The sequence below is a fragment of the Longimicrobiales bacterium genome (assembly GCA_028823235.1).
In the GTDB taxonomy this organism is placed as follows: Bacteria; Gemmatimonadota; Gemmatimonadetes; order Longimicrobiales; family Gaopeijiaceae; genus UBA2589.
This window is the reverse complement of record JAPKBW010000011.1, coordinates 1-24063: the sequence shown is the minus strand read 5'-3', so window position 1 is coordinate 24063 and position 24063 is coordinate 1. Positions and strand designations below refer to the sequence as shown.

The 24063-nt window shown below is 60.8% G+C and carries 22 protein-coding genes and 1 tRNA gene; 12 read left to right on the top strand and 11 right to left on the bottom strand.

Going from position 1 to position 24063, the window contains the following annotated elements; genetic code table 11:
- Entirely contained in the window at positions 1-2949 is a 2949-nt protein-coding gene (locus OSA81_08015; protein MDE0898946.1) for a TonB-dependent receptor, read from the bottom strand.
- A 197-nt stretch (positions 2950-3146) separates the two neighbouring features.
- Positions 3147-3743, bottom strand: coding sequence for a CGNR zinc finger domain-containing protein (locus tag OSA81_08010; protein ID MDE0898945.1), 597 nt, complete (start codon positions 3741-3743; stop codon positions 3147-3149).
- A 126-nt stretch (positions 3744-3869) separates the two neighbouring features.
- Between OSA81_08010 and OSA81_08005 the strand changes: the two genes are divergently transcribed.
- A complete protein-coding gene (locus OSA81_08005; GenBank protein ID MDE0898944.1) occupies positions 3870-4829 on the top strand; it encodes an alpha/beta fold hydrolase in 960 nt (319 codons plus the stop codon).
- Positions 4830-4846: 17 nt separating this feature from the next.
- Here OSA81_08005 and OSA81_08000 read toward each other — a convergent pair whose 3' ends face one another.
- Complete coding sequence (locus OSA81_08000; protein MDE0898943.1) at positions 4847-5152, bottom strand: MGMT family protein; 306 nt, start codon at positions 5150-5152, stop codon at positions 4847-4849.
- Positions 5153-5357: 205 nt separating this feature from the next.
- Here OSA81_08000 and tyrS point away from each other — a divergent pair, with 205 nt between their 5' ends.
- The 6 genes from tyrS (at position 5358) to OSA81_07970 (ending at position 13034) form a co-directional block, all read left to right on the top strand.
- Positions 5358-6638, top strand: a complete 1281-nt coding sequence (tyrS, locus tag OSA81_07995) for a tyrosine--tRNA ligase (GenBank protein MDE0898942.1) — start codon at positions 5358-5360, stop codon at positions 6636-6638.
- A gap of 472 nt (positions 6639-7110) precedes the next feature.
- Entirely contained in the window at positions 7111-7602 is a 492-nt protein-coding gene (purE, locus tag OSA81_07990; protein MDE0898941.1) for a 5-(carboxyamino)imidazole ribonucleotide mutase, read from the top strand.
- Between the two features lie 408 nt (positions 7603-8010).
- The gene (locus OSA81_07985; GenBank protein ID MDE0898940.1) at positions 8011-8496 is read left to right on the top strand and encodes a GreA/GreB family elongation factor; all 486 of its coding nucleotides are present in this window, start codon (positions 8011-8013) and stop codon (positions 8494-8496) included.
- Positions 8497-8519: 23 nt separating this feature from the next.
- Complete coding sequence (locus tag OSA81_07980) at positions 8520-9233, top strand: ABC transporter ATP-binding protein (GenBank protein ID MDE0898939.1); 714 nt, start codon at positions 8520-8522, stop codon at positions 9231-9233.
- A gap of 2 nt (positions 9234-9235) precedes the next feature.
- The gene (locus OSA81_07975; GenBank protein MDE0898938.1) at positions 9236-11782 is read left to right on the top strand and encodes an FtsX-like permease family protein; all 2547 of its coding nucleotides are present in this window, start codon (positions 9236-9238) and stop codon (positions 11780-11782) included.
- A gap of 1 nt (position 11783) precedes the next feature.
- Positions 11784-13034 (top strand): hypothetical protein, encoded by a 1251-nt coding sequence (locus tag OSA81_07970; protein MDE0898937.1) that lies wholly within the window; start codon positions 11784-11786, stop codon positions 13032-13034.
- Here OSA81_07970 and OSA81_07965 read toward each other — a convergent pair.
- On the bottom strand, positions 13031-13678 hold the full coding sequence (locus OSA81_07965; GenBank protein MDE0898936.1) for an alpha/beta fold hydrolase: 648 nt from the start codon (positions 13676-13678) through the stop codon (positions 13031-13033). The genes OSA81_07970 and OSA81_07965 overlap by 4 nt on opposite strands.
- Positions 13679-13890: 212 nt before the next feature.
- Positions 13891-14673 carry a helical backbone metal receptor gene (locus OSA81_07960; GenBank protein ID MDE0898935.1) on the bottom strand — a complete coding sequence of 261 codons (783 nt, stop codon included), beginning with the start codon at positions 14671-14673 and terminating at the stop codon, positions 13891-13893.
- Between the two features lie 155 nt (positions 14674-14828).
- Between OSA81_07960 and OSA81_07955 the strand changes: the two genes are divergently transcribed.
- Positions 14829-15410 (top strand): thioredoxin family protein, encoded by a 582-nt coding sequence (locus OSA81_07955; GenBank protein ID MDE0898934.1) that lies wholly within the window; start codon positions 14829-14831, stop codon positions 15408-15410.
- Between the two features lie 377 nt (positions 15411-15787).
- Positions 15788-16951: an MBL fold metallo-hydrolase gene (locus OSA81_07950; GenBank protein ID MDE0898933.1), complete on the top strand. Its 1164-nt coding sequence runs from the start codon at positions 15788-15790 to the stop codon at positions 16949-16951.
- 31 nt (positions 16952-16982) lie between these two features.
- On the opposite strand, the gene OSA81_07945 is transcribed toward OSA81_07950, so the two are convergent.
- Together OSA81_07945 and OSA81_07940 are read right to left on the bottom strand one after the other, a co-directional pair.
- Complete coding sequence (locus OSA81_07945) at positions 16983-17645, bottom strand: M50 family metallopeptidase (protein ID MDE0898932.1); 663 nt, start codon at positions 17643-17645, stop codon at positions 16983-16985.
- Positions 17646-17750: 105 nt separating this feature from the next.
- On the bottom strand, positions 17751-18779 hold the full coding sequence (locus tag OSA81_07940; GenBank protein MDE0898931.1) for a peptidylprolyl isomerase: 1029 nt from the start codon (positions 18777-18779) through the stop codon (positions 17751-17753).
- Positions 18780-18917: 138 nt separating this feature from the next.
- Between OSA81_07940 and OSA81_07935 the strand changes: the two genes are divergently transcribed.
- A complete protein-coding gene (locus tag OSA81_07935) occupies positions 18918-19646 on the top strand; it encodes a sulfite exporter TauE/SafE family protein (GenBank protein MDE0898930.1) in 729 nt (242 codons plus the stop codon).
- A gap of 24 nt (positions 19647-19670) precedes the next feature.
- Positions 19671-20201: a TlpA disulfide reductase family protein gene (locus tag OSA81_07930; protein ID MDE0898929.1), complete on the top strand. Its 531-nt coding sequence runs from the start codon at positions 19671-19673 to the stop codon at positions 20199-20201.
- A gap of 111 nt (positions 20202-20312) precedes the next feature.
- On the opposite strand, the gene OSA81_07925 is transcribed toward OSA81_07930, so the two are convergent.
- The 4 genes from OSA81_07925 to OSA81_07910 all read right to left on the bottom strand — a co-directional run bounded on the left by OSA81_07925 (position 20313) and on the right by OSA81_07910 (position 23496).
- Positions 20313-20660, bottom strand: a complete 348-nt coding sequence (locus OSA81_07925) for a redoxin domain-containing protein (GenBank protein ID MDE0898928.1) — start codon at positions 20658-20660, stop codon at positions 20313-20315.
- A 9-nt stretch (positions 20661-20669) separates the two neighbouring features.
- Complete coding sequence (locus tag OSA81_07920; protein MDE0898927.1) at positions 20670-20900, bottom strand: redoxin domain-containing protein; 231 nt, start codon at positions 20898-20900, stop codon at positions 20670-20672.
- Positions 20901-21486: 586 nt separating this feature from the next.
- Positions 21487-23049, bottom strand: coding sequence for a M20/M25/M40 family metallo-hydrolase (locus OSA81_07915; GenBank protein MDE0898926.1), 1563 nt, complete (start codon positions 23047-23049; stop codon positions 21487-21489).
- Positions 23050-23262: 213 nt separating this feature from the next.
- Complete coding sequence (locus OSA81_07910; GenBank protein ID MDE0898925.1) at positions 23263-23496, bottom strand: hypothetical protein; 234 nt, start codon at positions 23494-23496, stop codon at positions 23263-23265.
- Positions 23497-23788: 292 nt separating this feature from the next.
- On the opposite strand from OSA81_07910, the gene OSA81_07905 reads away from it, so the two are divergent.
- Positions 23789-23861 (top strand) — tRNA-Ala (locus OSA81_07905).
- The last annotated feature ends 202 nt before the right edge of the window (positions 23862-24063 follow it).

Sequence of the window (24063 nt, the reverse complement as noted above, 5' to 3'; positions counted from 1 at the left end):
TCAGAACGTCACCCGTAGGGACAGACGCAGGGAGATCGGTGCAGGCACCGTCTCTTCGAAGTTGTAGCCCTGCTGGGCCCCATCACTGCTGGTCGGGTCGGCACTCGTCTCCGGGTCCATGAAGGGCATTTCCTTCATCCAGAGGTAGGAGTTGGAGAGACCAACCGTAAGCACCGATGCGCCCACTTGGTCCGGGAACAAAAAGTCGACCGGTATCGTGGCGGAGACGCTACGGAGCTTAAAGAAGCTCGCGTCCCACACGTAGCCTTCTGCTCCTCTCGTGTTCCCGCAACGGGCCATCCAAATTGCCGGGATGGACTCCTTCACTTTGATTGAGTTGTCCGGATCCACATAATGGGGGAAGCAGAGTGGCGAACGGACACTTCGTGAGATCGGGAACACCTGCTCGTTCATGTAGAACCCGCCCTTATAGTCACCGCGCGCGGACAGCTGGATGCCACCCGGTATGCGCATTGTGATCGACGGGCTGATGAACGTCGTCGGGAGGTTCGGGCCGTAGAAGTAATGACTGGCAGACGTTCCGTCGCCCTGATAATCCGGGGAACCCGGCTCGATGAACTGCACCTCAGAGTACGAACTAACTATCTGGTCTGGGTTTCCGACCTTCTGGTTGCAAACCCCGCGGAGCGGGTACCCGACCTTCATGCAAGTCGTCTCAATGGACGGATCGTTCAACTCAAGAATCTCGGACTTGTTGGTGCTGAGGTTCATGCCGAGGTCGACACCCCAAGAGGCATTCTCGAATACCGTCGCGTTCACTTGGAGTTCGAGCCCCTCGTTCTTGATCTTTCCGATGTTCGTGAGCTGGCTGTTACTGAAGCCGCCCGACGGAAGCTGCGGAACGTTGAAAAGCGCGTCATCCGTGATCTGCTGGTAGTAAGTGAAGGACGTCGACACCCGGTTATCGAACCAGGCAGCGTCGAACCCACCCTCCATCTCCGTCGTGACTTCAGGCCCGATGTTGTCGTTACCGACGTTCGCGGGCACGAATGCAGGAACGCCAGCCAAGCCGTTTGGCGCCCAAGTCCGCACCGCGTCGAACGCACCAGGCGCACGACCCGACTGACCGTATGCCGCACGGAACTTCATTTCCATTCCATCGGGATAGAAGCTCTCGTCCGAGGCTACCCAAGCCACGCTGCCCTTGGGATACACCTGTAGGCCGAATCCTGAACCGAACGCACTGTTGCCGTCCACACGAGCACCAAGCGTCAAGAAGTACTTACTGTCGATGTCCATGACGTTTTGCACGAAGAACCCAGCGTTCCAAATCTTCTGCCGTTCTTCAAACGCAATTTTGACCGCGCCGGAGTTGATCGTCGGGGCAGCAGCACCCGGGAAGTTCTCGGCGTAGCCCTCAATGGAACGAAGGTCATCACCGGTGGCCTGACCACCCCATGAGAACGTGTTCTTCATGCTCGAGGTCAGGTCGATCGAATAAGAGCCGACGTAGTCGAGCGTCAGTACGCGATTCTGGAGCGTGTTGTTGAGGAGTTTTCCCGTTGGCGTCTGCTTCCAGCCGTACGGGCGGAGGTTCCGATGCTCACGCTGGGTCCAGTCGTACCCCATCGTGAAGCGATTCGTCATGTTCGCGATCGGCGTGTACGTCATCGTCGCACCGGTCGTGAAGCGCTCTACATCCTCATTGATCTGCTGATCCATCAGAACGTCGAGCACTGCCGGATCACCAGTTGCGAAGTAGTTACGCTCCTGACGGAAGGCGTTCAGTACGATGCTCTGTGCGTTGTTCTGCTGAGCCGTCGACGTGAGCCCTAGGTTCGAGTAGGACGTGTTCCACTGAACCTGAAGGTTGCTAGCCGGCGAGAACGTGAGGTTCGCACGCGATGAGTAGGTCTTGCCGTGATCGTTCGGCAGCAAGCCTTGCTGATCAGCGAAAGAACCGGACACGAAGTAGTTGATGTCATCGGCGCCGCCTCGCACTGACAACGAATAGTTCTGCGTGTAGGTCTGGTTCGCGTAATCACCGCAAGTCAGGATCCCCGTGCACAACCAAGGTTCCATCCCGTTGTAGTCCACGCCCGAGCCCGCGACACCAAACTTGCGAGACCAGTCGGTTCCAGTTGAGGTTTCCGCGGTCCACTGAGCAGGCCCGCTTCTTCCGCGCTTGGTGAAGACCTGGATCACGCCACCGGCAGCCTCTGTACCATAGAGAGTCGTGGCGGCTGAACCCTTGATGATCTCAATCCGCTCGATGTCGTTCGGGTTGATCTGATCAAGTGGGCTGACGGAAATGTTACCGCTGCGGCCACCGCGACGATCTGGCGGGTTCGCATCGGGGAGGCCGGTGCTCCTGATTCGCACACCATCGACGTAGATCATCGGTGCGCTGTTCAGCATGGCACTGTTGGCACCACGCAGGCGGATGATCTTGGACTGGCCAATCGCTCCACCGCCGTAGACGTCCAAGCCTGGCGCAGCTGCCTGGAGCATGTCCGAAACCACCAAGGGCTCGTCCATGACGTCACCCACGTTGATCTGGGCGATCGTGTTACCGATCTCTCGTCGAGTCGCTGCACCGGCGGCGCCGGTGACGACGATTTCGTCGAGGCCCAATGCTTGGGCTTCCATGGCCAAGTCTGCCGTCACGGTTCCATCTATGGTGACGGTCACCGACATGGTCGACGTACCGAATCCGATTCGCTGAGCCGTGACCTCGTAGGATCCCACCGGGACGTTTAGAATCAGGAAGCGACCGTTGGTGCGGGTCAGTGATCCCTGGTTCAGTCCTTCGATGTAGACCTGAACCTCACTCAACGGGGCTCCTGAAGCCGCATTGGTCACTGTACCGGTGATTTGGCCCGTCTGGGCCTCTGCTGCTGGTCCGCTGAACCCCAAGAGCGCGATCGCGACAGACGCGATTAAGCTCGTGCGGAACAGGGCCGAAGGCCGAACAATGTTGGCCACCATTAAATCCTCCATTCAAACGATGTGATCCAGCTAAAATGGTTCGGTAGCCCTGAGGGTTTTCCGAACGGCATCAATTTAGGACAGAAATCGAGGCACTGCAAGGAGTATGGTGGATCTGAGCGGAGTATTTATCAGTGCAGAGTTCCAACGGATCCGAATGAATGGGCCGGGTTCAGGGCATGCGGCGAAGTCCGTTTTTAGCCGATGTCTGCCCGGGCTCGGAAACGGGCTGATTTTGCTCGGTTTCCGCAGGTAGCCATTGAGCACCACTGACGCCTGCCTCCCTTGCTAGTGTCGAGGAACCACCGAGTGCACTCTGTTCCCGCGCACTGCCGCAGGCGGCGGCGGTCGGCGTCGGCGACCAGTGTGGCCCCGGCGAGCGCGATCGGGGCCAAGACTGCGAGGGGCGCGTCCGCTTCTTGGTGCTCACGGAGTACTGGGAGTCCGTCGACGACGGTCAGTCGGCTCGCGCGTCGGGACCGGCGAAGGGCCCGGTTCACATTGAAGACGACGGCATCCGGGAGTGCCTTGCCCGATGTGAACGCGTTGAACAGGTGATGGAGGTCGGCCCGCAATCGATGGGCCTCCACGAACAAGGTCTTCCGGCCCGGCGGGCTGTCGGGAATGAGTTCTGGACACCCCGGGGCCTCCATCTCAGAGAGCCATTCGATGAACTGGTCTGGCTTCTGGATTACGTCGACAGGACCGGTCCGTTCGCAAATCACGGTGTTCGTCAGATCGAGCGCGAGGTTGCCGAAGCGCTCAAGCACACTCTTTCGGATAAGGGTATCCATTAATCTAGATATAAGAGGTTAATTAGTTAAATAACCGATAAAATATATTATAACAGGTGCCTTGGTGTTTCGCGAATCGTAGGATTGGATTTCGCGTTTAATGGGATGATGTGGCATCATCATGCCATGGCTCCTATGACTTGGCTCGAACTGCGACGGTTTCCACCCTTCTTGGCGCTTCTCCTGGCGATGGCGTGCATCCCCGGGCGTGACGATGGGAAACCGGACCGAGGCTTCGACCCACCGGCGGCTGAACTCGTCCTCCACACGGTCGATTCCGATGGGCACCCGATCGCGGTCTGGGAGAAGAGCCCCGCCGAGCCTCGCGCGGTCCTCCTCTTGGTGCACGGGCGCACCTGGAGTACGGTGCCGGACTTCGATCTCCAAGTACCGGGTGAGAACCTGTCGTTGATGGACGGCCTGGTCGATCTCGGCATCGCTTCCTATGGCATCGACTTACGGGGATACGGAGAGACGCCTCGAGACCCCAGTGGGTGGACCACGCCGAACCAGGCCGCAGACGATGTAGCCGTCGTCCTCGCCTGGATTCGCGAGCGGCACGCTACGGCCGATGTGAACCTTTTTGGTTGGTCGCAGGGCTCGAGGGTTGCGCAGCTTACCGCTCAACGGCACCCCGAGGCGCTCGATCGGCTGGTGGTTTTCGGGTACCCGCACCGTCCGGGCCAACGCCCCGTCCAGGCGCCCGGGGGAGATCCGCCCATGGAGGCCACGACGGCAGAGGCTGCCGCAAGTGACTTCATCATTCCCGGTTCGATCAGCCAGGTGGCCATCGAAGCTTATGTCGAGAGCGCGTTGGCGGCCGACCCGGTCCGATCCGACTGGACGAGTGGTCACGAGTTCAACGCACTCGACCCGGCACGGGTGACTGTTCCGACGCTCATTCTGCAGGGGGAGCACGATCCCCTGAGCCCACCCCGGTTTCAGAACTGGTTATTCACCGGACTCGCCACGGTGGACAAATCCTGGGTGGTGATTCCAGGGGGCGACCATGCGGCGTTTCTGGAGACCCCTCGGGCCTACTTTTTGTCGGCGCTTGAGAGCTTTCTATTGCGTGGCGAGATGTGAGGCTGAGAGCTCCTCGACTAGGGCCAACCGCACCCCTCGAGATCGACGCGTCCACGCTCGTCGAAGCGAATCCCTTCTTCTTTGAGCAAGAGACGCTGGATCTGCTCGAACGCCGTACCGCCGCTGCGCCGGCTCACCTCGCCCTTCGCATTGACGACCCGATGCCAGGGAATGTCATGTTCGTCGGGCAGGGCGGCGAGCGCATACCCCACCTGACGCGCCCGTCCGGGGAGGCCTGCGACTGTGGCGACCGTCCCGTACGTGGAGACGCGTCCGCGCGGAATCTGACGGACGACCTCATAATACCTTTTATAGCTGGACATGCTGGGCATCCTGCTTCTCGACTCCCTAGCGTGCAAACTCCTCCGCCCCTGATTCCCCCGAAAGCGGCCCCATAGCGGTGGATATCTTGCTCGAGAACTACCGGTGACACAGCCTCCACCATGAGGGCCACATCACTGCACTCCGGAATCGCTTGGAGTGGTAGCCGCCTTGACCTCGCCCTAGGCCTGCGTACCGTTCCAGCTTATGAACAAACTCCTCGAAGAATACCGAGCGCGCGATCTGCTCCAGGATGCCACGGAGGGTGCTGCCGAGCACCTCGCCGAAGCGGCCCGAGCCATATACATCGGCTTCGATCCCACCGCTGCGAGCCTCCATCTCGGCAGCCTCGTACCGATTATGGGGTTGGTGCATGCCCAGCGTGCCGGTCACACACCGATCGCGCTGGTGGGTGGGGGCACCGGGCTCATCGGGGACCCATCGGGCAAGACGGCGGAGCGACAGTTGCTGACCAAGGAGAAGGCTGCAGAGAACGCGGAGGGCATCCGTGGACAGCTTGAGCACTTCCTGGATTTTGAAGCGAAGTCGAATCCGGCGCGCATGCGCAATAACCACGACTGGCTCGGTGGCCTGGCTCTGGTCGATTTCCTGAGAGACATCGGAAAGCACTTTTCTGTGAACCAACTGATGGCCAAGGAGTCTGTTAGGCGCCGGTTGCAGGACGAAGACTCGGGCGTCTCCTACACCGAGTTCTCATACGCGCTACTTCAGTCCTACGACTTCCTGGAGTTGTCCCGGCAGGAAGGCTGCACGGTGCAGATGGGTGGCAGCGATCAGTGGGGCAACATCACCGCGGGGATCGATCTCATCCGAAGAGTGGAGGGTGAGCGAGCGTTCGGAGTCGTTTACCCGCTCATCACGAACTCGTCCGGGACCAAGTTCGGAAAATCGGAAGCGGGCGCGGTATGGCTCGACCCAGCCCTGACATCTCCCTTCCGGTTCTATCAGTACTGGATCAATGTCGAGGATGGGGATGCGATCCGGTACCTGAAGTTTTTCTCGCTCTTGTCACTCGACGAGATCTCTGATCTTGAAGAGGCTGTGGAAACCGAGCCGTGGAAACGAACCGCTCAGAGGGCACTTGCCGAGGACGTTACAAGGCGGCTCCATGGAGAGAGTGGTCTGGCGTCCGCGGAGCGGGCCACGAAGGCTCTCTTCAGTGGAGAAATCGCCGGGCTCGCGGTGGATGAGATCGCAGACGTCTTCTCTGATATCCCCTCGTCTCAGGTCGATGCACCTGATCTCGAGGGAGAGGGAGTTTCGCTCGCAGACCTCCTCGTATCATGCGACCTGGCATCTTCGAAGGGGGACGCGCGGCGTTCAATCGAGGGAGGAGGGGTTTACGTGAACAGTGAGAGGGTGGACGACACGGCGGCTAGCGTAACCTCAGCACAGGCGATCGAGGGACGGTTCGTCCTCTTGCGAAAAGGGAAAAAGAACTATCACCTGCTTGCGATCCGGCGCTGACTACTCACTAGGTGTGGGCACATAGAAAAGGGCCTAGGGCGAGACGCCTCGGGCCTTTTTTTCTGCGGTGGGAGACCTTAGGAGGCCATCGTCCAGCCGAAGTTCAGGCCCCGGTCCATGCCCATCTGAGGCGCTTGATAGTCGTGATGGAGTGCGCAGACGGATTTGATCGTCAACATGTACCCTCCGAATTTGCTGTCGGACGGCAGTGAGAAGTTGACACCTAGGGACATCGATGCCGGCTTCCACGATAGCGGTCTCGTCACTCCAAGACCGCCACCGCGAAGAAAAGAAAGGGGATCAGTTCAGGAAACTCGTCGAGCCAATTCTGCATGTTGTCTTGGCGGTCAGTCATGGTTCTTGGTGGTCCAAGAGGCGGGACCGGCACTTGACCGTTCACCGTGCTTTGAGCAACGTGGCGGCCTCAGCGGCACCCCTTAGAAAACACTACGAACGAGCGAGGCAAGGCACGATGGCAAAACCCACAGTTGGTGTAGTCATGGGATCTAAATCGGACTGGGAGACCATGCAGCATTGTGTTTCGACGCTCGAGGCACTCGGCATCGAAGTGGAAGCACGGGTGATGTCTGCGCACCGGACACCAGACGTTGCGATCGAATTCTCGAAAACCGCGGAAGAGCGCGGACTCGAAATTATCATCGCGGCGGCGGGTGGAGCGGCTCACTTGGCTGGAGTGATGGCGGCGAAGACGACCATTCCGGTGTTGGGTGTACCGGTAAAGGGGTGGTCGCTGGACGGCCTCGACTCATTGCTTTCCACCGTTCAGATGCCAAGCGGTATCCCGGTCGGGACGCTCGCTATCGGGAAGGCCGGTGCGGTCAATGCGGCTCTCTTGGCAGGCCAGATCCTAGGGCTCAAGTACCCCGAAATCAGCGCCGCCGTGAAGGCTGATCGAGTAGCGCGCCGGGACCTGGTACTTTCTGACTCTGACCCCAGGATCTGACCCGACCGGCTCGTCATTCTGCTGTTCCCGCCTCGCCTGGCAGTGCTGCTGCTCGCGGCCGCGGTTATGCGGTCCGTGGCCAGCTATCTCTTAGGGATATTGAGCACGGATATCGTGACGTCTCCGGTCATTTCGATGCGGTTGTCCGCGGTCGCGTTCTTTGCGGCGTAGGTACCGGCTCGAAGGGCCAGTCTAGTGGATCCCGTGACCGCTCCTTGAAGCGAGTAGAGGGGGACTCCTCTCGAGCGAGACTGCCGCCCGCTTCCATCCTGTGCCTTCCATTCGTATCGTTTTGCTACGGCCGCCCCGACTTCTTGGGACGGCGCTTCGTTTCCACCCAGGACGCAGCCTTCGCCAATCACGGCGCGGATGCCGTGCAGGGCGGACCAAAGCCTTACAGGTGTCGCCATGCTTGAAGTAATTCGCGAAAAGATCGAGGGTGAGATTCTCAACCTCACGAACGAACTGAACGTTGATCTGCCCGCGCGCATCAAGACTGCACTGGAGCACGGAGACCTCCGCGAGAACGCCGAGTTCAAGGCGGCGAAAGAGCGTCAGGGCTTCGTCATGGCACGGCTGAATCATCTGACGTCCCGCATGACCGAGCTGTCGAAGATCAATGTCAACGACATGGTCTACGATCGCGTTGGCTTCGGCTCAAAGGTGAAGATCCGCGACCTAGGAATGGGAGAGGACTACGACTTCACGATTACTGCCGGGGACTTCATTGATCTGGATGGCGGGCAGGTATCGCTGGCTTCCCCTATCGGTCGAGGTCTTCTTGGTGCCGCGGAAGGTGAAGAGGTGACGATCGATCTACCAGCTGGTGAGCGGCAGTACAAGATTCTCGAACTATCGACCCTTCCTCAACAGTTGGAAGTGAAGGGCGGCTGAGGGTCTAGGGAGATGCCTCCAAGATGAGTCGCGTAGACGACGCACCTGACGGACCTGTCTCGGACGCAGGACCGTCGATCGAGTTGATCGACGTTCGAAAGAGTTATATGGAAGGTGGGCGTAGTCACGTCGTGCTTGATAACGTGTCCGTGAGCATCGCTGCGGGTGAGCGTGTGGCCATCCTCGGTCCATCCGGATCCGGCAAGTCCACACTGCTCAATCTCGTGAGTGGTATTGACCTTCCCGATGAAGGGAGAGTGCTGGTCGGAGGAGCGGATATTGGTGCGTTCTCGGAGCGAGAACGCACGCTGTTTCGCCGCGATCGAGTCGGGTTCGTCTTTCAGTTTTTCAATCTCCTCCCGACGCTGACGGTGCTGGAGAATCTACTGTTGCCGCTCGAGCTGGCGGGAAGAGCCGAAGGAGAGTCCGAGGCCAGACAGCTTCTTGCTGAGGTGGGGCTTAAGGCCCGCGCTGGAGCCTTCCCCGATCGTCTCTCCGGCGGTGAACAGCAACGAGTCGCGATCGCCAGGGCCCTGATCCACCGGCCCGCGCTGCTCCTCGCCGACGAGCCAACCGGCAATCTCGATCAAGACACAGGCGAACGGGTGGTGGAGCTGCTCGATGGCCTGGTCACCGCAGCAGGGGCGACGCTCGTGATCGTAACGCACTCGCGAGGTCTCGCCGCACGTATGGATCGCACCTTACGCGTCGATCGGGGCGCGCTGGTCGAGAGTTGACCATGAAGCTACTGACACGAGCCAGCGTCAGACATCTGACAAGACATCGTCTCCAGTCGGTCCTCTCCGTGCTGGGCGTGGCCCTCGGGGTTGCGGTCGTGCTTTCCATCGACTTGGCGATTTCGAGTGCCCGGACCGGCTTTCAGATTTCAGCTGAGACGGTTGCTGGTCGCGCGACCCACGTGGTCGTGAGTGAATCGGGGACCCTCGACGAGTCGTTGATCCGCGTCCTTCGGGTGGACCTTGGACTTGAGGCCGTCGCGCCTGTGGTAGAGGGATATGCGTCGTCTACTGAGGTGCCCGGCCGCGCGCTCCGCGTGCTCGGTATCGACCCATTTTCGGAATCTCCTTTTCGGCCGTGGGTCGCAGGAGGTGCCACCGGCGTCGATGTGTCCGGATTGATTACGACCCGCCTCGGTGTGGTCATTTCCGACGGTCTCGCTCGGACAGCTGGCGTCAACGTCGGTGACTCTCTCGCTGTGCGGGCGTCGGGGGATGTGTGGTCTGCGCCGGTCGTTGCGGTCGTCGAACCTTTGGACGATATGGCTCGAGCTGGACTCGCTGACGTGCTGCTGATGGACATCAGTTCCGCACAGGAGATTCTCCGGACGGGTCCTCGTCTGAGTCGTATCGAATTGCGGCTCGCTTCAGAGAATGAACTCGCGGACGTTCGGGCAGCGTTGACTGAGTATCTGCCTGGCGGCACGCGCGTCGAGCTCGCAGGGACGCGTGCCGAAACCATGTCCGGAATGATTGCCGCGTTCGACGTCAATCTTACGGCGCTTAGTCTGCTCGGTCTCATTTTCGGAATGTTCCTGATATACAACTCCGTGACGTTCTCAGTGGTCCAGAGGCGGGACACGCTCAGTCGACTTCGGGCGATCGGGGTGACGCGAGCCGAGGTCATGCGACTGATTCTTTCTGAGGCGGTGTGGATCGGGTGTGCCGGGGCCGCCCTTGGCATACTCCTCGGTGTGTTCCTGGCGGAAGGGCTCGTCGGAATGATTGCCGCGACGATCAACGATCTCTACTTCGCGGTCGCCGTAAGGAGTGTCGATCTCGAGCCGACGCTCGTTGCCAAGGCGGCAGGGCTAGGGCTCGCATCGACTCTGCTGGCCTCTATACCCCCCGCGCTCGAGGCCGCTGATGCGAATCCTCGTCTTTCGGGACTCCGATCGGTCATTGAGTCCCGGGCTCGTTCAATGGTTCCGAGAGCCGCTGCAGCAGGCGTCGCGCTGACGGCACTGGGAGGAGGACTCCTGGTGCTGCCCACGCGAAGTCTTTTGGTCAGCTTTTCTTCGTTGTTCTTCGTGATCACCGGGCTTGCCGCCATGACACCAGCGGGGACCCTGCTTGTCGTCACGGTTCTGCGCCCGGCGCTCCGGGCCACCTCGGGCACGTTGGGGTCGATGGCGGCGCGAGGTGTGGGGAGCAGCCTCAGCAGAACCGCACCCGCCATCGCGGCTCTTGTAGTGGCGGTGTCCGTGACCGTCGGGCTTGGGGTCATGATTGAGAGCTTCCGTGGAACACTCACTCGATGGCTCGACACGACTCTCCAGGCGGACGTGTACGTCTCGCTGCCGGGCCCTGGAGCGTCACGGGCCTCAGGGACGCTGTGGCCTGAGATGATCGACGCGTTTGTCGGGCACCCCCAAGTGGTGGGTCACAGCACCTACAGAGGTGCGCAGATAATCCGCAAAGAGGACGTATTCCAACTGGTGGCGCTCGAATTGGATCCTCTGGGGGAGAGTGCGTTCACCTTTGCAGGCGGCCGGAGCGCAGAGGTGATGGCGGCGTTCCGAGGCGGCGACGGTGTGATCGTGTCTGAACCATTCGCCTACCGTCGAGGTCTCGCCGAGGGAGATCACGTCCAACTTTCGGGTGAGGCGGGCACTCGTGCGTTCCCTATTGTGGGCATCTTTCGCGACTACGGCTCGGAGCAGGGAACCGTCATGCTCACGCGAGCACTATATGATCAGATCTATGACGATGACGGGGTGACCTCGCTGGGACTGTTCCTCAACGAAGGTGCGGACTCTGAGGTTGTCGTCGCGGAACTGATGAGCTTGGTCCCGGAGGGACGAACTGTGGTGGCACGCACCAACGACACCCTTCGCCGCGCGTCTCTGGAGGTCTTCGAGCGAACGTTTCGGATCACAGGTGTGCTTCGCCTGCTGGCCTTCATCGTTGCATTCGTGGGAGTCCTCAGCGCGCTGGCATCACTCCAGCTTGAGCGAGCCCGCGAACTCGGACTACTTCGAGCGGCAGGGCTGACCCCCGGTCAGCTATGGCGGCTCGTCATTACACAGACCGGCCTCATCGGTCTGGCGTCCGGACTCCTCGCGGTTCCGATGGGCCTCGTCCTTTCCCTCGTGATGGTATTCGTAGTGAACAAGCGATCGTTCGGGTGGTCGCTTGACTTTCAGATCGGCCCTACGGTTCTAGCCCAGGCGGTCGGCCTAGCGGTGGCCGCAGCCCTGTTGGCCGGGATCTATCCGGCTTGGCGCATGGCACGCACATCGCCGGCTTTGGCATTGCGCGGTGAATAATATGCGGACCGAGTTCGGTCGGGCCCCTCTGGCCACCAACTGGATACTCGCAATGGGTGTGCTACTGCTGATAGCAGGCTCATGCCGCGACCCTGGCGACGCAGGGGAAGTCCGTGGTCCGCAGCTCTCACTCGTCGAGACTCTCGGTGGGCTCGACACGGCAGGATTTGCGAGGGCCACCGAACCTCGTCCCCTTGAGTTCCCACGTGATCACGGCCCGCATCCAGACTTTCGGAATGAATGGTGGTACGTCACGGGTAACCTCGAGGCTGTCGACGGTCGTGCGTTCGGGTTCCAGTTCACGGTCTTTCGGAGCGCGCTCTCACCCGATGTGCCATCCGGCCCATCGGAGTGGAGAACCAATCAGGCCTTCATGGGCCACTTTGCCTTCACTGACGTGAGTGGGAACAGCTTTCGAGCCGACGAGGTCTTTTCACGAGGCACCGAGTATCTGGCCGGCGCTCGTGCAGATCCTTTTGTGGTATGGCTTCAGGACTGGTACCTCAGATCGTCAGCAAGCGCCTTGGGCCACCCCGACATCCTGCGCTCAACCGGGCCTGCAATTGCCACCGAAAGTTCTGGCGGCTCGATCTTTCCACTCAAGCTGCGTGCCGACGCAGATGGGGCGATGGTAGAGCTGACGCTCGAGGCGGGGAAGCCTCCAGTCGCTCACGGTGTCGAGGGATTGAGTCAGAAGGGCCCCGAGGCGGGAAACGCTTCTTACTACTATGCGCACACCAGAATGCCGGCGGCTGGGCAAGTCGTACTGGACGGAGATACCGTGAGGGTTCAGGGCTTGGCATGGCTCGACCGCGAGTGGTCTACCTCGGCATTGTCACCGGGTCAGGTCGGGTGGGACTGGTTTGCCCTGCAGCTCGACGACGGATGGGACCTGATGGTGTACCAGCTCCGTCGCGAAGATGGATCCGCGGACCCGCACAGCGATGGCGCCTTGATCGATCCGACCGGTCGCAGGATCCCACTGGAATGGGATCATGATATCCAGGTCGAGGCGACGTCGGAGTGGAAGTCGCCGCACGATGGGACGATCTATCCCGCTGGGTGGCGAATTCGGATCCCGGACCGGGGGTGGGACCTCAGAGTGCGCCCGGTAGTGGCAGACCAGGAGCTAATGCTCGCCTACCGCTACTGGGAAGGTGCGGTACTCATCGAGGGCAGGGGCGAGGACTCTGAGACGGTCGGTGGCCGAGGCTATGTGGAGCTGACCGGATACGAGGGGGGTCGGAACTAGAGGCCGTTCACCATCTCGACTGCGGCGCGCAATTCCTCTTGGACGATGTAGTGTCCGATCGGATAGTCCGCGCTCGTGAGAGGTACGCCGGCTGCGGACAGGGCGGCCCGCCCGCGCACTGCCAGATTGAACGGGATCGCCGGATCATCGAGACCATGCCCCCAGAAGATCGGGGTGCCGTTAGCGGCGGTTTCGCCGCTTGGCAGGGGTACTCCCGAAGCTAGGAATCCGGAAAAATTGAGAGCGGCGGTCACCTGACCGGGTCGAGTGAGAACGAAGGCTGTGCTCATCGTTCCCCCCTGAGAGAATCCACCGAGAATGATCGGTCCCGGTGTGAATCCCATGATCTCCGGCAAATCCCGGAGGAAGTCGTCGATTCGGCTCAAGCTGTGGGTCAGCGTCTCTTCAACCACCCGATCTTCGGCGATGTAACGGTACCAGGCATATCCAGGGCCGTACCCCCAGTCGGCGCCATGAAACGGGGCCTGAGGAGTGACGACACTCCAATCATCAGGAAGGCCTGCCACCACGCCCTGAAGGTCACCCATGTGACTGCCACGCCCATGAAGAAGAACGGCTACAGGACTTTCGTCGACTGACCCTTCCGGGCGGTGCATTTGGAAATCCAGTCTTGGTTCAGGCATGTCGGTTCAGGCTCGGAGGGGCAAGGGAATGAGGCTGTCTTCGATCTGGGGACGGCGCGGCTTGAGGCATTCAACAACTCCAGATCTGCTACGACCGTGTATCCGTCGAGAGATTGTCTCTGTGGGCCAAAGGGATTCGCAGGAATTTATGATGGCCTGCAGGAGGAACAGGACCTCCCACAACGAATTTGGGATAGAGACCCAGCAGGGAGCTATCGCGGCCTGGAGGGCTCCTGTAGTGCCGCCACGACCTTCCTCATCTCGCGCACGCCGTCGACGAGCCTCGGGCCGGGCCGCCCGAGAAACGGCTCGCCGATACAGAACACTCGGTTGTGCTCGACGAAGGATTGGTCCTGCCACGCTTCATTTCTCAGAACCACATCCGGCCTGTACTTGTCTGGATGCACTCCACACCAGGAGAGCACGACCGCATCGGGCCGCCGGTCGGCGACCTCTTCGTCCGTCATCGGGCGACTCTTGATGTCTTCGTCCCCGAGGACCGCTCGGCCTCCGGCGGCCCGAATGACATCCGTTGCCCATGATTGTCGCCCAGGCGTGATCACCGGTTTGGGCCACCACTGGATCAACACGCTCGGCGCGTCCGGCGACGGCTCCTCGGCCTCCAGTTCTCTTCGCATCTCGGCCACGAGAACTTCGGCTCGCTCTGAGACACCGAGTAGTCCGCCTATCTCTCGGATGTCTCGGTAGACGTCAGTGATCGATACCGGTTCGGGCGCGATGAAGGGCAGCCCTGCCGCATCGAGGCGCTCCACAACCTGCTCGTGCCCGGGGACGGTAAGCGTAGCCAGCACCAGGTCCGGCTCGAGTGAGGCAACCCGCTCCACATCGATTTGTAGATCTGGGCCAACCTTCGGAAGTGGTGCGACGATACCCACCGGGAAATCGGAGTGGTCATCCACCCCCACGAGGAGGTCTGCGCATCCGAGGGCGCATACGATTTCGGTGTTGGAGCAGGCCAGAGAAACGATTCGCATAGCCTCGTATACCCCCCCCCTCGCGGACGGTTTCTTGACGGACCCGAGACTATAAAGGCACTGACGTCGGAGTAGCCATCAGTCACTGCCTTCGACATTCTTCGCTCGACCCGACCTGCGCGCTCGGGCGACACACGTGCCTTCAGGAGTGACCCGTGGCTGAAACACCCTCGACGATGCTGGCACTGCAGACCCAGGCACCGGAATTCAGCCTGCCCGATCCTGTGACCGGCGAGACGGTGTCGTTGGCCGACTTTGCCGGGGCTCCGGCTCTGGTCGTTATGGTGCTGTCGAACCACTGCCCGTTCGTGAAACACGTGGCGTCCGAACTGGCGGACTTTGGGCGGGACTATCAGGAGCGCGGAGTTGGAATCGTGGCGATCTGTGGTAACGACGCTCGCGCGTATCCGGCTGACAGCCCGGAGAAGATGGCTCGTGAGGTCCAGCTTCGTGGTTACTCGTTCCCCTACCTCTTCGACGAGTCGCAGGATGTCCTGAAAGCGTACCAGGCGGCCTGCACGCCGGACTTCTTCCTCTTTGATGGATGTCGGGAACTCGCGTACAGAGGACAGTTCGATGGTAGTCGTCCCTCGCTCAATGTCCCCGTGACGGGCAACGATCTACGGACGGCTTGCGATACCGTTTTGGCCGGCCGCCAGCCAAAGGGGGATCAGCACCCGAGCATCGGCTGCAACATCAAGTGGAAAACTGGAAACACACCTAACTGGTTCGCATAAAGAAACAGGTAACAAGAAGACGCCACCGAAGAACTTCTCCGGTGGCGTCTCATTGTCTCAGCCCAGCGCGAACGCCGGGTTGGCTCGAACAGCGAGCTTACTGCTTTCGGTTCGGCTTGTTAGAAGCCGTTCCGGCGATCGCTTGCCCATGCCGGGCTGGACAGTGTACAGAAATTTAACAAGGGATCACCTCCTGTTTTGGGTTGACTCGGGGCGCGGACGCCAGCGGACTCCAAGGCCCGCGGTCCTTGATCGACGCCTTCTGAGGCTGCCGTTCGAGGCCCAGAACGGAACAACCATATCCGTTCGAGGCCATCATATCGGTGGAAGGGCCACAGGTGCAAGCTTTCGTGTATGACAACTGGTAGGAGTGGGGAATGACGGAACGGCATGCGGTAGTGGGCCTGCTCCTAGTGGTCTTCTTGGCGCTTCCTTGCCCGGCGGCCTCCCAGAGTGTCGACGAGTGGAGGACTCGTTTCGCGGCCGGTGAGCAGGCTCGTCAGGCGGGAGAACATCGGGTCTATGCGACCGAAATGGCCGCCGCTGCGGATGCTCTGCCCGAAGGCGTGCTGAATCGGCCGTTCATCCAGTACCATGCCGCGCGGGCCGCGGCACTCGCGGGGGATGCCGACGCTGCCGTCTACTGGTTACGGACGACGTGGGACGAAGGCCTCGAATCGCTCATGATCTCATTCGCGCCGTTCGACCCGGCGTTCGCAGATATCGTGGATGACTCCGACTTCCTTGCGGTGATGGCGCTCGCTGCTGAGATAGAGCTGTCCGTGCGTCGACTCGGAGGAAGCGTTCACCTGATCGTCGGAGCTGGCGCCAATGTGGTGGCTCAGGTCGGATCGGACGGAGTGTTCTTAGTCGACACCGGCTATGGCTCGGCCCTCCCGGCCCTTCAAGCGGCGCTCGCCTCGCTTTCGAACATGCCTGTCTCGCGGCTGCTCGTGACTCATCCTCACGAAGATCACATGGGTGCTACGCCGGAGCTTGGTGCCGCGGTGACGGTCCTTGCCCATCCGGGGACGACCGCAGCCATGAGGGCGCAGTATGACTTCATGGATGGGGTCTCCATGCCCCCGAAGCCGCAACAGGCCCTCCCCGACGTCGAGATTTCCGGCGACACCACGTTTGTGTTCAACGGCGAAACAGTTCGGGTGGTGCCTACCCTGGCCCATACGGGCGGAGACCTCTCGGTGTACTTCAGCGATGCCCACGTCGCACACTTTGGTGACAGCTATCTCCCGGGCAATCCGATGATATATCCCGGCACCGAAGATCCGGATGGATTTCTGGACCGGCTCGAAGCATTCATCGGTTCAATGGACCTGGCTACGGTCGTCGTCGGTGGCCACGAAGAGATCGGGGACCTCGCAGCCGTGCGGGCCCAGATCGAAGTGTCGAGGGCGTGTATGGCTTTTGTCCGCGGGGCGATGGAGGACGGGCTTACCATCGAACAGACGGCAGAGCAGGGGGTGGATCGGTTTCCGCCTCAGTGGGTCGCGTTCTTCTACGGTCTCTTCGCGTCGCGCTGACCTCGGGCCTGCAAGACGGGTTAAGCCCGCGTCAGGCGTCGTCCCATGCTCGCATGAGGAGCCATCCTGTGAAGACGACCGCGATCGCCATCCACAGGATACCCCACGTCATGGCGGATCCGATGCCGGTCAACTCGGCGAGCATGTATGCGTCGGACTCAAGTTCCGGTCGATCCAGGACGTCGCTCTTGATGTCGAGGACCGCATAGAGCGCGCTTGTTAGACCGATCGTGAGTAAAAGCCGTCGGTTCCATCTGGCGCCGATATTTTTCGCCGCCGCCACCATCGCGGCGCCAAAAAAGATGCCGAAGGCGATCCCGAATCCGCTTCGCACATAAAAGATCGTCAAAAGGATGCCCGTCACGCCGATGGCACCGTTCACCCAGTCCGTCCGTACCCGATTGTTGCGACCCGCCGTGAAGAATATCCCTCCCCAGATGAGACTCCCGAGGTAGCCCGCGCTCAGGGCCAAGAATGCGTTCCCGCCTTGGAAATACGTCGCGCCCCCTTGGAGAGGATCAAGGGTGATCCGGTCGAGCGTTCCTCCGGTAGCGACCACTGCGATCGCATGGCTGACCTCGTGAAGTAGGACCACGAAGATCTTGAGCGGATAGACGAGGGCCGTATCCCATAGCAACCAGAGTGCTACGAAGAAGAAGCCGAAGCTGAGCAGGAATCGAAGCTTTCCGTTCATTCCGTCAATACAGTCCGCGAGAAGGTACGCACCCCTGAGATACCGCTGGTTACCCTACGGTTGTATCGGCAGCGGGGTTCTAGGCAAGGCTCACTCCGTTGGGAATCACCGACTCGACGCTCTCGACACGTCGTACCGGGCATCAAGCAGTTCGCCATGGGCACTGATCTCCCGCCGCACGAGTTCAGCGCCTTGAGACGGATTGGCCAGAGCCACCATCGCTGCGTTCGCTACTTCGTCGGTGCTCATTCCATGTGTGAAACCCAGCGTCGAAGCCCAGCGATACGTCATGTCATCCCACACCCGGACCAACTCAGCCCTCTCACCCTCCGGGACGAGTATGGCTCGTGCTTCCGCCTCGGCAACCGCGGCTGCTCGCCGCTCGTCGGGACGATCTCCGGCAGTCGCCAGCCAGTTCTCGAAGGTGGCATCGACGTCCCCGATCTGTGCCGCGACGGCCCGCGCCACTAGGGTGCGCGCCTCCGAGAACGGCACGATGTCGCGACCCTCAAGACGGAGAATATGGTAGCCGTACTGCGTCTCAGTCACCGGACTGATGTCACCGGGCTCCATGGCCAGGGCGGCCGACCAGAACTCGGGTACCCACGATCCCTCGCGACCTGGAGTGAGCAGGCCTTGCCGCCCTTCGGCTCCCGGCTCCTCCGACAATTCCGCTGCAGTGAAGGCGAAGTCGGCACCCGCTTGGAGCGCGTCCATTGCTCGACTCGCCTTGACCTCTGCTTCTGCCCGATGATCGACCGACCTCCACCGCTCGCTGAAGAACAGGATGTGCCGGACGACGAGTTCCCACTGGGGATCCGTCAGATACTGAGCCTCGAGGACGGTGTCCCCGACGTCATTCACCTCGAGGGTAAGGTTCGCGGCCAGAATCTCGACTCGCCTGTCGTCGACCCAATTGGAGACGAGTGGCTCTCCAAGGATATTGGTCGTGGAGTCTGCGACTACCAGACCGAAAGCCGTCAGGTGGGCAAGCGCTTCGCGTCGGCTCTCCGTCAAGCCCAGTAACTGGTCTTCGGTGAACGAAATCGTCCCCACAGTGAGGGCAGGCGGCGCGTCCGTACCGCAGGCGGTCAGCATTGCGGTGGCCAGTAGAAGTCGTGTAGAGGTAAGCATGCGAACAAAACTCGCCACCAGGCGCCACGGCGCCAACGTTGTGGGGGCTCACTTCATGTCTCACCCGCCTTGGTTGGAATCAGAATTTTTCTCCATGGGTTGGACCGCTGACCGTCCAAGGCCCAACTTGCTTGCGTGATGACTCTTGGACTGATGCCGATCGACCCGGGTGGGGGCCTCGCCGAAACGCTATCGAGCAATCCGCTCGTCGCGCTCGCGGCGATGTTCGTGGCCGGTGTTCTGACGAGCCTGACGCCATGCGTCTACCCGATGATTCCGATTACCAGCGCGGTGATCGCCGGGACGACGCGCGAAGGTCAGACGAAATTTCGGACAATCACGCTGACCCTCACCTATGCTGTGGGCCTCGCGACACTGTACGCGACGCTCGGGGCGATCGCCGGGCTCAGCGGCCAGATCTTCGGGACGATCAGTGCTAATCCGTGGGCATTATTTGCGATCGGAAATCTATTGATCGTCTTCGCCCTCTCCATGCTCGACGTGCTGCCTGTTCCCGTGCCTCGGAAACTGCTCGAGCGCGCTGCTGCTACCGATGGAGGCTCTTACGGAGCCGTGTTTGTCATGGGGGCCATGTCAGGCATCGTGGCGGCGCCGTGCGGTGCACCGGCTTTTGCGGTGGTGCTGACATGGGTGGCGGCGACGCAGGCGGGACTGATGGGTTTTGTCTACCTCTTCGTGTTCTCGATCGGGATGACGTCATTGCTCGTTGTGGTCGGACTTTTTTCGGGCGCGCTCGTGATGCTCCCTCGTTCGGGAGCCTGGATGGTGTGGGTGAAGCGCGCTGCCGCTGTGATCATGCTGGCAATGGCGGAGTACTACTTCATGACGGCCGGCTACAATCTCTGATCCTGTTCCATGTATGAGGGCTTCATGCTCGCGATAAACAGCTTTCACGGCGTCCGAGCGGTGATGCTCACGGTTTGTCTTCTCGCTGCTGTGCCCGGTTCTGCCCTGGCTCAATCGGGAGGGGTCTCATTGGCCCTCGGCACTCAGGGCCCGGGCGCTGCGCTGGAAGACCTCGCAGGCGGGACGGTTGAACTTCTCGACTATGTCGAGGCGGGCAAGCCGACCGTGTTTGAGTTCTGGGCGACGTGGTGTGAACAGTGCGAGGCGCTTCAGCCTCAATTCGATCAGATGCAGGCGGAGCACGGTGCCGAGGTCAACATCGTGGCGGTCGCGGTGGGCGTTTCACAGAGCGTGCGAAGGGTGAACCGTCACCTCGAAGAGCATGACCCGGGATACCCGTATCTTTTCGACAAGCGAGGGGCTGCGGTGCGTGCGTACAGTGCGACGACAACCTCGATCGTCGTTATGCTCGACCGGGACGGGAAGGTCGCCTATACTGGCGTTGGCACTGGCCAGGACCTCATGGGTGCGGTAGGGCGTTTGCTGGGCAGCTGACCCCGCCTGAGAGAGATCACGAAGGGCCCGACACGGATCCATCCGTATTGGGCCCTTCGCTATTCTCAGATACAGGTCAGGGAAAAACACCCTGTCCATCCGGATTGCAGATCAGTTGCCCTCTGCAGGCTCCGGTGTCACGCGGTCTACGATCTCGGCCAGCTCTTCATAGGCCATCGGATCGTTTTGGTTGAACGCCGGAATTGTGCCCGCGATCCGGCCATCTGGCCCGACTACGATCACGGCTCGGCTGTCGACCATGTTGTTGTCGCGCAGTCCGCCACCAAATGCGGCGTACGTCGCGCCATCGTTCTCGGCATCACTCACGAACACGAAGGGGAAGTCCTCGTCGTGCAGCCACGAAGCACCTTCTTCCGACGAGTCGTTGGAAACACCCATCACGACCACGTTTTGTCCTGCATTGAAAAGACTTGCGTACTGATCACGGTACGCTCTCATTTGAACTGTTCAGCCACGTGTTCGAACGCGGAAGAAGAACGCGAGGACAACCGTTTCGCCGCTGTAGTCACTCAGGGTCACTGGCTCGTCTAGCACTCCAAACCGTGTTGCGCCGGGGAGCGCAAAATTTGGAGCCATTTCGCCTACGGCCAACAGGCCGCTTTCCTGAGCACCGACGTCGACCGGGCCCCCCATCGCGAACACTCCCGCAAGAAGCGCGGCACAGATTGCATGGCGCATCTGGTCCATCTCCTGAGCATTAGGAAGGGTCATTGTCGGCAACATGGGGGGGCTCTAGCAGACGTGCCAGACTCGGAGAGGTGAGGGACCCTGACAGGAGTCTCGACGGTGGTGCCTATGTGGCAGTTTTCTTGACGGATTTGCGCCGCCCAGGTTGTTCGTCACGAGAGGACAGAGCTGCGGACTGCTCCCCTGCTGATGCCGGATTTCGCCCCACTCCGAGCGATGAAGAGTATTTCGAACGCTCGCGTCGTGGCCGCGAGGCTGTCCGTCCCGTTCGTATTGCTGCTGGGGACCACTGGCTTGGTAGGAGAAACACCCGCCGCCGCTGGCGCGAATGCCAAACGTGCTTTGATCATCGCGATCGCGGACTACGGACACCGCCGAACCACCCTGAGACGAGTGAGCCTCTGTTGTCTTAGGTGCCAATACCGGCAAAGACGTAACGGTCGGTGGGGACCTCGCCGGATCCACGACTCTCCTGGGCACCCGCGATCTGCGGGAGGTCCGCAGCGGGGAGCCGGAGCGTGGTGAAGAGAAAGTGTCCCATCGTACGGGAAGGATACAGGGTGGAAAGCCGGTTAGACTAGAAGATCGTTGCGGGCATCGTCATGATGGCCGCGTAGAGGTCGATTGCATACCAGAGATTTGCGATCCGCAGGTTCTCGTCGGGGGCGTGTTGGTTGTTGTCATGGTTCGCTACCGGTACCACGACCGCCGGTTTGCCTGCGATGTCACTGAAAAGGTAGAGGGGAAGGGTTCCACCCATGCCGGGCGCGACAACCAGGGCTCCGGGTGAGAACGCTCTGTCAGCGGCAGATGTTGCGGCGGCCAGGATGCTTTGCGCGAACGGATTCGCCATAGAGGTTCGAGACGCGATCGAGCCGCCACGCCCACCCGTGACCTTCGCGATGCGTGGATAGCGGAGTCGCGTTTCCATGTCCGGATCCTCGGCTACCACGTGGAAGCCCTGACCCTCGACATGGGCGAGAATCAAGTCGCGCAAGTTTTCCGTCGTATTGCCTTTTACCATGCGGATTCCCAGAGCCGCGACAGCCGTGTTCGGGATCACGTTACGAGCCAGTGAGCCCGTGTTTCCACTGGTGATGCCTCGAATATTCAGCGCGGGTACCATCAATCGCTCGGGGAGCGACTGGGGCTCGCCCTCCGACCATACTAGGCCGAGCTCCTGTTTGAGCTGCTCGTCCCACTCCGGCATGGCGTCGAGTGCCGCTTGCTCCTCCGGCCCGATCGGGTCGGCGCCGTCGTACCATCCGTCGACGAGGACATTACCCTCGTCGTCCTTCATCGAGGTCAACAAGCGCGACAGGATGTTTCCGGTGTCGGGCGCCCAGTTGCCGTAGTGGCCCGAGTGAAGATTGCGGGTCGCGCCGTACACCGTGACCTCCATTCCGAAGGATCCCCGGACGCCGAAGACCACCTGCGGTCGCCCACTCGCATGGGCTGGTCCGTCAAAAAAGAGCCAGATGTCGACCTTGTCCAAGACCTCGGCCTCCATCTCCATGTAGGTCGCCAGATTGCGAGACCCAGCCTCCTCTTCGCCGTCGAACATGAAGACAAGGTTCGACGTCGGAGTGACGCCTGCGTCAGCGAATGACTGGAGTACGGGAAGGATCGCTGCGATCGGGGCCTTGTCGTCACCGGCCGATCTGGCATAGAGCCGCCACTCCGGGTCTACCGTCTCGCCCTGATTCGGGAAGTCGATGGGCTCGCCACCGGCCTCCATTGGAGCGGAGTAGAGCGTGGGGTCGAACGGATCATGGGTCCAGTTCGATGGGTCGACAGGCTGTCCGTCATAGTGCACGTAAATCCCGATCGTCCGGGTCGCACCAGGCACCTCGAGAACTCCGAGAATGAGCGGAGATACACCGTCGATCTCGACAAGTCGGGTGTCGACGCCGACCTCGTTCATCCGATCTTGAATGAATACGGCCGCCTCCCGAATCTCGGGAGTGTGCGCCCGGTTCGGATAACTGAGGAGCTCTGCGAAGTCACGGACGAGCGCGGGCTCGTTGGCCTCGCGATGGGTCCGCGCGACCTCCGGCCCGGACTGGGCGGCGAGGGGTGCCGCGACTCCGACCGCGAGTGTACAGAAGAGTAGGACGAAATAGGTGCGCTTCGTGAACATCAAGCCTTCCTCGGCGTTTTTGTGGCAGTCCGCTTGTTCGCGGGTGTCTGTTTTTGCGGGCGTGGGATTTTTCCCTACCCGGTGCCTTCGCATCGGCATACTTCTTCTTCGCGGCAGGCTTCTTCCGCGCAGGGCGCCAATCTACGGGGGTGCCCCGGGATCCGGCGAGACCTGGGGCCGGGGTCGTGGTGGTCCGACCGGCGGGTTCGACTCTTAGGGCTCAGTCACCAGAGACAGGGTAACGAATCTGTCGATGTCCCGATTCGGCGTCAGGACTTCCGTGCCGGAAGGTCCGTCGAGAAGCGGTACGCCAACGAGAGGAGGGTCCCCATCGTAGAGCATCTGGTGCGTCTTGAAGGCCAGGCCTCCAGCAAGCGCGACGGAAATGTTTACTCCCCAGTCGATTCGGAGATCGTCCGTGTTCTCGAGGTCCTCATCGGTAATCAATGACGTCTCAAAATCCGTGCTCGAGGTCAGGGCGCGCTGCTGGATGGAGCCGGGTGGTTTACGTTCCCCGAGGGCATGACCTTCGCCGAGGCAGATGAGGCGTTCCAGACGCTCCAAACCGCCTACCAGCAGGCTGATGCCGAGACTATGTTACTCGGCGTTATGCAGGCTCACGAGCCTTGAGAATCTCGATGAAATCGTCTGAACGTACACGCCAGCGTACACAGTCCGTGTTGGTACAAGAAGATGGGCACGCCGGAAACAGCATAGAAGCAGAGTAAAGTAGGTCTACGGGGCCATAGCTCAGTTGGGAGAGTGCCTGCTTTGCAAGCAGGAGGTCGGCGGTTCGATCCCGCCTGGCTCCACTGATAGAAAGATAAGCCCCTCAACGACTTAGGTTGTTTGGGGGATTTCGCGTTTTCCTTGCTGTAGGCATTTGTGCAAACAATGTGCAAACAGTAGGAACCGTTTCGAGGCTGATATCGTCGGTCCACGACACCCCCCCCCTCATTGGTGGCCACGGGGCGGTACTGGTGCAGGTCCGCACACATCGCCTCCACTGAAACG

Bases quoted from the DNA above. Each gene is read 5' to 3' on its own strand.
- OSA81_07970 (MDE0898937.1), top strand. From the start codon at position 11,784: ATGCGGACCGAGTTCGGTCGGGCCCCTCTGGCCACCAACTGGATACTC.
- OSA81_07935 (MDE0898930.1), top strand. From the start codon at position 18,918: ATGACTCTTGGACTGATGCCGATCGACCCGGGTGGGGGCCTCGCCGAA.
- OSA81_08015 (MDE0898946.1), bottom strand. From the start codon at position 2,949: ATGGTGGCCAACATTGTTCGGCCTTCGGCCCTGTTCCGCACGAGCTTA.
- OSA81_08000 (MDE0898943.1), bottom strand. From the start codon at position 5,152: ATGTCCAGCTATAAAAGGTATTATGAGGTCGTCCGTCAGATTCCGCGC.
- OSA81_08010 (MDE0898945.1), bottom strand. From the start codon at position 3,743: ATGGATACCCTTATCCGAAAGAGTGTGCTTGAGCGCTTCGGCAACCTC.
- OSA81_08005 (MDE0898944.1), top strand. From the start codon at position 3,870: ATGGCTCCTATGACTTGGCTCGAACTGCGACGGTTTCCACCCTTCTTG.
- OSA81_07930 (MDE0898929.1), top strand. From the start codon at position 19,671: ATGCTCGCGATAAACAGCTTTCACGGCGTCCGAGCGGTGATGCTCACG.
- OSA81_07960 (MDE0898935.1), bottom strand. From the start codon at position 14,673: ATGCGAATCGTTTCTCTGGCCTGCTCCAACACCGAAATCGTATGCGCC.
- OSA81_07975 (MDE0898938.1), top strand. From the start codon at position 9,236: ATGAAGCTACTGACACGAGCCAGCGTCAGACATCTGACAAGACATCGT.
- OSA81_07985 (MDE0898940.1), top strand. From the start codon at position 8,011: ATGCTTGAAGTAATTCGCGAAAAGATCGAGGGTGAGATTCTCAACCTC.
- OSA81_07940 (MDE0898931.1), bottom strand. From the start codon at position 18,779: ATGCTTACCTCTACACGACTTCTACTGGCCACCGCAATGCTGACCGCC.
- tyrS (MDE0898942.1), top strand. From the start codon at position 5,358: ATGAACAAACTCCTCGAAGAATACCGAGCGCGCGATCTGCTCCAGGAT.
- OSA81_07920 (MDE0898927.1), bottom strand. From the start codon at position 20,900: ATGCGCCATGCAATCTGTGCCGCGCTTCTTGCGGGAGTGTTCGCGATG.
- OSA81_07965 (MDE0898936.1), bottom strand. From the start codon at position 13,678: ATGCCTGAACCAAGACTGGATTTCCAAATGCACCGCCCGGAAGGGTCA.
- OSA81_07980 (MDE0898939.1), top strand. From the start codon at position 8,520: ATGAGTCGCGTAGACGACGCACCTGACGGACCTGTCTCGGACGCAGGA.
- OSA81_07925 (MDE0898928.1), bottom strand. From the start codon at position 20,660: ATGAGAGCGTACCGTGATCAGTACGCAAGTCTTTTCAATGCAGGACAA.
- OSA81_07945 (MDE0898932.1), bottom strand. From the start codon at position 17,645: ATGAACGGAAAGCTTCGATTCCTGCTCAGCTTCGGCTTCTTCTTCGTA.
- OSA81_07950 (MDE0898933.1), top strand. From the start codon at position 15,788: ATGACGGAACGGCATGCGGTAGTGGGCCTGCTCCTAGTGGTCTTCTTG.
- purE (MDE0898941.1), top strand. From the start codon at position 7,111: ATGGCAAAACCCACAGTTGGTGTAGTCATGGGATCTAAATCGGACTGG.
- OSA81_07915 (MDE0898926.1), bottom strand. From the start codon at position 23,049: ATGTTCACGAAGCGCACCTATTTCGTCCTACTCTTCTGTACACTCGCG.